We start from the raw sequence: 8,654 nt of genomic DNA on the forward strand, positions 1-8,654 counted from the left end.
GCCGTCGGCGGACCCCGCCGGGGAGCACCCAGGGGGATGCCGCATGACCCAGCAACCGGCCGGCACCGTCACCGCTCCGATGGTGGCCGTCACCGATGTCCACCGCAGCTTCGGCACCGGCGAGCGCGCCGTCCACGCCCTGCGCGGTGTCTCCTTCACCATCGGCCGGGGCGAACTCACCGCCCTCAAGGGCCGGTCCGGCTCCGGCAAGACCACCCTGCTCAACCTGGTCGGCGGCCTGGACGCCCCGACCGGCGGCAGCATCACCCTGGACGGCACCGACCTCGGCAGCCTGGACGAGGACGGGCGGCTCGCGCTGCGCCGCGACCGGCTGGGCTTCGTCTTCCAGTCCTTCGGCCTGCTGCCCGTGCTCACCGCCGCCGAGAACGTCGGCATCCCGATGCGGCTGCGCAAGGTGCCCGCCGCCCAGCGCGAGGAGCGCGCCCACACCCTGCTCGCCCTGGTCGGGCTGTCCGACCACGCCAACCAGCGCCCCGGGGAGCTCTCCGGCGGCCAGCAGCAGCGCGTCGCCATCGCCCGGGCCCTGGCCAACGAGCCCGATCTCATCATCGCGGACGAGCCGACCGGCCAGCTGGACTCCGAGACCGGCCGCTCGATCATGGAGTTGCTGCGCGCGGTGGTCCGCAGCGAGGGCGTCACCGTCCTGGTCGCGACCCACGACCCCAACCTGATGGAACTCGCCGACCGCGTGGTCGAACTCCGCGACGGCCGCGTCGTCGAGGAGCCGGCCACCGTCGGCTGACCCCGGCGAAACAGCCGGACATCCCCGGCGCCACGCGAAAGGGCTCCCCCGGGCATCAGCCCGGGGGAGCCCTTTTTCAGCTGTCCTTCCGGCCGGAGTTCCGCACCGCGATCCCCCCTGGGGCGACCCTCCCGCCGGCCTGCCCCGGAAAGCGCTGATCTCCGCCACCCCTCCGATCATTCATTCGATCATTTTGATCCTACGATCATTCCATTGATTCGAACGAGTGAACTCAATAGCGGAAGAGAAGAGATCAATTCGCACACTGACCCATGTCCGGCAGGTGAACTGCCGCCTCAGGCACGGCAACCGGGGCCGAATACTGATTGACAGTGAATTTTCCCGGGCCCATGATAAATGCCATCCGACGGTCGGCTGCGAGGTGGCGGATGACGTACACGAAGCTCGATGAAACGCTGATCTCGCGCGTGCACACACTGAGGCAGACCGCCCTCCGTCAGGGCGAGGACGACGCTGCTCGGCTGGACCGGACCGAGCGGATCAAGGTCCTGCTCCACTACACCGGCGACCTCCGGGTGGTGGAGGAGGCCGGATTCTGGACCGAGTTCCGCACCGCCCGGATCGCGGCCGGCACGATCGCCGCCGAGGACCTCGAGCGGATCTCCGCGCTCGACAACGTGGTCACCATCCACGGCAGCCGTCCGACCCGGCCCGGAGGGCCCGCGGCACCGCCTCCCGAACCCCCCGGCGTCGACGCGGCGAACGCCGACACCGCGAACCCCGATTCCACGAGCGCCGATTCCACGAGCGCCGATTCCACGAGCGCCGATTCCACGAGCGCCGACACCGCGAACGCCGACACCGCGACGGCCCACGACGGGGGCGGTGGACCGGGCGCCACGTTCGCCGACGACGTCCCCACCATTCCCGCCGGATTCACGGGGCGCGGAGTGGTGGTCGGCGTCATCGACACCGGAATCGACATCTTCCACCCGGCGTTCCGCAAGCTCGACGGGACCACCCGGATCGTGTCACTGCTCGACATGACACTGCGCCAGACGATCGCGGTCACCGGCAGCCCGACCGGGGGCTCGATGAGACTTCGCTGGCAGCCCCCGGGCCGGGTACCCGACCAGGCGACCGGCATCCTGGCCCTCCCGCTGACCGCGGCCACCGCACAGACGGCACTCAGTGCCCTCGGAGGTGTGTCGGCGGGCGATGTGGTCGTCACCGGCGGCCCGCTGCCGGCGAAGCCGTTGGTGATCGACTTCGAGGGCCAGTTCATCAGGGCGCCGTTCGACACCGGGCAGATCAACCCGATCCGGCTGACCGACATCACCTTCACCGGGGGCACCACTCCCACCGTCAGCGTCACCCGCGGGCGGGTCATCACTCCGAACGAGATCAACGCTGCCCTGGCCGCGGCACCGCCGCCGCCCACGCCGCCCCAACCCTTCCTCTCGCGCGACCCGGACGGCCACGGGAGCCACGTCGCGGGGGTCGCCGCGGGGATCGGCCTGCCGGGCTGCTGCTCTCCCGACCGGATCACCGGCATCGCCCACGAGGCCGATCTCGCCATCGTCCGCTCGACGTTCCACACGTTCGACGACCTCCAGGCGGCCAAGTACCTCCTCGAACAGCAGTGGATCCCGACCGGTACTCCGAAGCCCCCCGTCGTGGTGAACATGAGCAGTTTCGAAACCTCGACGGCGCACGACGGCACGTCCCCCGAGGAACAGGGGCTGGACGACCTGCTGATCGGGGCGACCCGCCGATCGCTCGTGCTCATCGCGGGAAACACCGGAGGGCGGGCCCAGCCGAACCAGCTCGCGCAGTTCTCCGAGGGCCAGCACGCCTCCGGCACCGTTCCCGCGAACCGCAGCGTCACGGTGGGGCTGGACATCCTGTCCGGCGACACCGCAGCCGACCTCCTGTTCGTCTGGTACCCCGGGCCCGGCCGACTGAACTTCACCCTGACCCCGCCGCAACCGGTCGGCGGCCCGGCCATGGCCCCGGTCGTTCCGAACCCGGATCCGACGTCGACGTCCGTAAGACGGACCGTCGGTCAGGGACCGACCCAGCACGTCCTGTTCGTCGCCTCGCACGTCGGGGTCGAGCCGAACCGCAAGAACCGGATCATCGCCCAGCTCAACCCGGTCACGGCCGTCGCCCCCCTCCAGTCCCAGATAGCACCCGGGGTGTGGACCATCACCCTCACCGAGACACAGGGCACCGCCACACCGTTCGACTGCTGGACCAACCCGAGCCTGACGGAGCAGCCGGCCCGCTTCGTCCCCGCGAACCAGGACCCGACCAGGACCGTCAGTTCCCCCGGCACCGCCCGTCTCCCCCTCACCGTGGGCGCCTACAACCCGGCCAACGACCGGCTCGCCGACTTCTCCGGCCGCGGCCCCACCGCGGACTTCCGGCTCAAGCCCGAGGTCTGCGCACCCGGGGTGCGGATCTTCTCGGCGAAGTCCGGCGGCATCCACCCGGACCTCCTGGCCGTGATGAGCGGGACCAGCCAGGCCGCGCCGTACGTGACCGGCGTGATCGCGCTGATGTTCCAGGCGAACAACAACCTCGAGCACACCACGATCGTCGGCCACCTCACCTCCACCTGCCTGCCGCCGGTCCCTCCGGTCCCGCCGACCCAGTTGGACAGCGGCTGGGGCTTCGGCCGGGTGCACCCCGAACGCGCCGTCCTCGCCTCGATGCCGGCCCCGCTGGCGGAGTCCTTCGCCGCCGCCGGAGAGCCGCTGATCCTGCCGGCCGCCGCCTACCCCGCCGTCCACATCCCGCCGACCGTCCGGATGCGCCAGGTCCTCGACCGCCTCGCCGCGAGCACGACCGGGCGCCGGGCCGCCGAGCTCTGCACCGCACACCTCGACGAGGCCCGGCAACTGGTGGACACCGAACGGCGGGTCACGGTCGCCTGGCACCGGATGCACGGCCCCCTGCTCGTACGGCGACTGCTGCTCAGCGAGCTCGCCCACGACGAACCCGTCCCGCGCACGCTCGGCGGCCGCCCGGTGGCCGACGGGCTGGCCCGGCTGCTCGACGAACTCGCCGCCGCCGGGAGCCCGGAACTGCGCGAGGCCGTCACCGCGCATCGCGACTTCCTGCTCCGCCTGCCCGGTGCGCGGCTGTCCGACCTCGACAACCTCAACGACCCCGACAACTTCCACGACCTCGACGACCCCGACGACCTCGACGACCTCGACAACCCCGACGACCGAGCGGAGTTGAGCTGAGATGGCCGCCGGAACCCTGGAACTGCTCGCCCGGGAGATCGCCAACGCCCTGCGGCCGCTGGAGCAACTGCTGGGCGCCGAGCAGCGGCAGCCGTTCCTCACGTCGCTGGGCCTGTGGCTGCCGGGCGGGCTCGGCGCCGCCGACGGCCCGCTCGGCACGATCGCCGTGCAGGCCGGAGGCCTGGGCCCGATCGTGCTGCGGCTGGACGCGGCGATCGGGGACGACGTCGCCGAGCGCATCGCCCTGGAGGGGGTGTCGCTGGTCGGCGCCCTCGGGCAGGTGTTCGGCGCGCTCGACGCCCTGGGGCCCGCCCTCGACACCGCGGTGGCCGGAGCACCCGGTCTGACCGACGCCCAGCGGGCGAGGATCCGGGCCGAGGCCAAGGAGCTGCCCCGGCGGATCCTCGACTGGGCGCTGCTCACGCACATCGAGGGCAGGAGCCGCAGTGCGCTCGACGTCCTGTCGCTGCTCGGGATCGTCACCGATGTCGGTCGCGCCTCCGATCCGGCGGACCAGACGGTGGTGCCGGTCCGCCGCCGCACGCTCCACTTCGACCGGCTGCCCACCCTGTTCACCGCCCCCGGCGACCTCTTCCGCGACGCCTTCGGCTTCGGCACGCCCGGGTTCGACGGCGCCGAGCTGTTCCGGCGCCTCTCCGAGTACCTCCACGCGCACGGCCGGTACTTCGACTTCGAGGCTCCCGCCGGCGGTCCGCGCGTGCTGGACGCCTTCCTCCTGCGGCTGACGGTAGACCCGGCCGGTCCGCTGCCCTCGCTGCTCACCCGGGCCGACGTGGTGGCCGCCGCGGACCTGGTCCGCGAGTACCGGCCCGGTCCGCTCTGGAAGGTCTCCTTCGAGGCACGGACCAGGTTCGACCCGGGGCTGGAGGCCCGGGTCCGGCCGCCGCTGAGCATCGAACTCCACCCCTCCACCGGCGGGCTGCAGCTCGCCGCCGCACTCGGGCTGACCGCCGAGAAGGCCGACGGCACGCCGATCGTGCTGCTCGGGAAGGCCGGCGGGTCCCGGCTGGAGATCCACCGCTTCACCGCGGCCCTCGGGCTGACGGCGCAGGCCGGGCCGGGCGGCAGTGCCACGGCCGAGCCCACCGCCCGGCTCGACCTCGCGGGCGGTCACGTCCTGATCGACCTCTCCCAGGGCGACGGCTTCATCAGCAGGATCACCGGCGGCGGGCGGATCGAGTCCGACTTCGAGCTGCGGGCGCTCTGGTCGCCCTCGGGCGGGCTGCGGCTGGAGGGCAGCGGCTCGCTCGACCTGGCGATCCCGACCCACCTGGAGCTGGGCCCGATCGAGGTCACCACGCTGTACCTGAGCGCGGGGGTCGGCGCGGACGGCTCGGTGCCGCTGGAGATCTCCGCCGCCTTCAAGGCCGAGCTGGGTCCGGTCAAGGCGGCGGTCGACCGGGTCGGGGTGATCGTCAGGTCGCGGTTCCGCGAGGGCGGCAACCTCGGTCCGCTGGACATCGGCTTCGAGTTCAAACCGCCCACCGGCGTCGGTCTCTCGGTCGACACCGGGGTGATCTCCGGCGGGGGCTTCCTGTCGGCCGACCCGGCGCGCGGCGAGTACTCCGGCGCACTGGAGCTGAAGTTCGCCGGGTTCGTCGATCTCAAGGCGATCGGCCTGATCAGCACCCGGATGCCGGACGGCACCGACGGCTTCTCGATGCTGATCGTGATCACCACCGAGTTCGGCGGCCTCGGCCTGCAACTGGGGTACGGCTTCACCCTGCTCGCCGTCGGCGGCCTGATCGGCCTCAACCGCGGGATGAACCTTCAGGCGCTGGTCGAGGGGGTGCGCACCGGCCGGATCGAGTCGGTGATGTTCCCCCAGGACGTCGTCGCCAACGCCCCGCGGATCCTCAGCGATCTGCGGGCCTTCTTCCCGCCCGAGCAGGGGAAGTTCCTCATCGGGCCGATGGCCAAGATCGGCTGGGGCACGCCGACGCTGGTCAGCGTCTCGCTGGGCGTCGTGATCGAGATCCCGGGCAACCTGGCGATCCTCGGGGTGCTGAAGTGCGCGCTGCCCACCGAGGAACTCGCGCTGCTGGTCCTGAAGGTCGCGTTCATCGGCGCGGTCGAGTTCGACAAGTCGCGGCTGTGGTTCTTCGCGCAGCTCTTCGAGTCGCGGATCCTCACCATGACGATCGACGGCGGTATGGGCCTGCTCGTCGCCTGGGGGGACAACCCGGACCTGGTGCTGACGGTCGGCGGGTTCCACCCGTCGTTCCGGCCCCCGCCGCTGCCGTTCCCGGTGCCGAACCGGCTGGCCGTCGACATCCTGAACCGGCCCGGGGCGCTGATCCGGGTGTCCGGGTACTTCGCCCTCACCAGCAACACCGTACAGTTCGGGGCGGCCGCGGAACTCCGGCTGGGCTTCGAGGACTTCGGGGTCGAGGGCCATCTCTCCTTCGACGCGCTGTTCCGCTTCTCCCCGTTCTCCTTCGTCATCGAGATCGCCGCCGACGTCTCGCTCAAGGCGTTCGGGGTGGGGCTGTTCTGCATCGACCTGCGGTTCCGGCTGGAGGGTCCGTCGCCGTGGCGGGCGCGCGGGCGCGGCTCGATCTCGCTGCTCTTCCTGGAGATCTCCGCCGACTTCGACATCAGCTGGGGCGAGGAGCACGACACCACGCTGCCGCCGATCGCGGTGCTGCCGCTGCTCGCGGGCGAGATCGCCAAGGTCGAGGGCTGGCGTACCGTTCTGCCGCCCGGCGGCGGCGACCGCCGGGTGACGCTGCGCGAACTGCCGCCGACCGACAAGCTCGTGCTGCACCCGCTCGGCACCCTGTACGTGCAGCAGCGGGCGGTCCCGCTCAATGTCCGGATCGACCGGGTGGGTGCGCAGCGGCCGAGCGACGGGCGGCGTTTCACCGTGGCTCCGGCGGCGGACAGCGGCCTGGTCCAGCTCTCCACCCCGGACGACAAGTTCGCGATGGCCCAGTTCCAGGACATGGACGACGCGGCCAAGCTGTCCGCCGCGCCGTACCAGGACCAGGATGCCGGGCTGGAGTTGAGCGCGGAGCGGGAGGCGCTCGCCTCCGCGCGGGTGGTCCGCCGCAGCACCCGCTACGAGCTGCACATCCTCGACTCCCGTCGGGCCGCGGCCACCCCCGCGCGCAGCACACCGGGCGCTCCTGCGGGAATCGTCGCGGGGGCCGCCGCCGGGGCGGCCCGGGCGGCGGGGGCGGCCGCCGGACCGGCGGGGACCCGCCGCGCGCGGTTCCACGACGTTCCCGCCGCCGTCTACGAGCAGTTGCTGGAGGGCAGCAGCACCAGCCGCTCCGCCCTGTCCCGGCGGGACGCCGAGCGCCGCCGACCGTTCACGGGCGGGGACACCGTGCAGCTCACCGGCCAGCGGTTCGCCGTCGCCTACCGGCGCAACAACCTTCAGGCCTTCCCGCCGACCTCGGACGTCGACCGGGGCGCGACCACCTTCCGCAGCGCCGCGACGGCGGCCGACGCGCTGACCGACTGGGTCGCCGCGGACCCGGGCCTGGCCGACACCCTGCACGTCATCCCGGTGTCGGAGGTCGCCGCCCCGCTCTCCGCCCCGGGGGCGTGGTCCGCGGCCGGTCCGCTGCCGGTCGCGGCCGCCGGGCCGGAGGCGGTCCGGCTGGCCGGCGGCACCGTGCTCGTCGTCGGCGGCGCCGACGGCACCGGCCGGGCGCTCGGGTCCGCGGCGCGGTTCGATCCGGTGGCCAAGACCTGGTCGGCGGTCCGGGACCTCGCCACCGCGCGTCGGGGGCACTCCAGCACCGTGCTCGACGACGGCCGGGTCCTGGTGACCGGTGGCCGCGGCGCGGACGGCAAACTGCTGGACTCCACCGAGGTCTTCGACCCGGTCGCCGCCACCTGGAGCTCGGCGGCTCCGCTGAGGACGCCCCGGGCCGGGCACTCGGCGACGCTGCTGAGCACCGGCGCGGTGCTGGTGGCCGGTGGCACCGGGGCGCGGGGTGGCGGCGAGGGCACCCTGGACTCGGCCGAGCTGTTCGACCCGCGCGCCGGCAGCTGGTCGCCCGCGAAGCCGATGGCCGACGCCCGGTCCGGGCACCGCGCGGCCGTGCTGCCCGGTGGCCGGGTGCTGGTCGTCGGCGGGGCGCTGGCCACCGGCGGCCGGCCGGCCCCGCTCGCCTTCTGCGAGCTGTACGACCCGGCCGCGGGCACCTGGTCGACCGCCGGGAGCCTCACCACCCCGCGCCGGGGCCACCAGGCCACCGTGCTGGCCGACGGCTCGGTCCTGGTCACCGGCGGCGAGGCGACCGGGATCCCGGTGGGTGGCCGGTTCACCCTCGCGCCGCTGGCCTCGGCGGAGCGCTACGACCCGGGCACCAACACCTGGAGCCGACTGCCGGACATGCCCGGCGGCCGCAGCGGGCACCGGGCGCTGCGGCTGCGCTCGGGCAAGGTCCTGGTCGTCGGCGGCACCGCCGGACCGGCCTTCGCCGGGGGCTTTCGCAACGCGACGCTCTACGACCCGGCCGGCCACGGCTGGACCAGCACCGGCGGCCTGGCCGACGGCCGTACCGACTTCGCCGCCACCGAGCTGGCCGACGGCCGGGTACTGGTCGCGGGGGGCGTCACGCTCTCCGGCCCGGCGGCGCCCGGGGAGGCCGCCGTCGTCACCGCCGGCACCGAGATCCTCACGCCGTGACCACGGCCAG

3 protein-coding genes are annotated in these 8,654 nt (G+C 73.2%); all 3 read left to right on the forward strand.

The genetic code is table 11. The annotated features are described in order from the left end of the window. Positions 1–43 precede the first annotated feature (43 nt). The 3 genes from ADK60_RS19080 to ADK60_RS42040 all read left to right on the forward strand — a co-directional run bounded on the left by ADK60_RS19080 (position 44) and on the right by ADK60_RS42040 (position 8,644). Entirely contained in the window at positions 44–763 is a 720-nt protein-coding gene (locus ADK60_RS19080) for an ABC transporter ATP-binding protein (RefSeq protein WP_053647500.1), read from the forward strand. A gap of 389 nt (positions 764–1,152) precedes the next feature. Next, complete coding sequence (locus ADK60_RS19085) at positions 1,153–3,978, forward strand: S8 family serine peptidase (RefSeq protein WP_053647502.1); 2,826 nt, start codon at positions 1,153–1,155, stop codon at positions 3,976–3,978. Between the two features lies 1 nt (position 3,979). After that, on the forward strand, positions 3,980–8,644 hold the full coding sequence (locus ADK60_RS42040; protein ID WP_053647505.1) for a DUF6603 domain-containing protein: 4,665 nt from the start codon (positions 3,980–3,982) through the stop codon (positions 8,642–8,644). Positions 8,645–8,654: the final 10 nt, after the last annotated feature.

It is taken from the genome of Streptomyces sp. XY431, from assembly GCF_001279805.1.
GTDB lineage: Bacteria > Actinomycetota > Actinomycetes > Streptomycetales > Streptomycetaceae > Kitasatospora > Kitasatospora purpeofusca.

Coding starts and splice junctions, on each gene's coding strand:
- ADK60_RS19080 (WP_053647500.1), top strand. CDS start 44: ATGACCCAGCAACCGGCCGGCACCGTCACCGCTCCGATGGTGGCCGTC.
- ADK60_RS19085 (WP_053647502.1), top strand. CDS start 1,153: ATGACGTACACGAAGCTCGATGAAACGCTGATCTCGCGCGTGCACACA.
- ADK60_RS42040 (WP_053647505.1), top strand. CDS start 3,980: ATGGCCGCCGGAACCCTGGAACTGCTCGCCCGGGAGATCGCCAACGCC.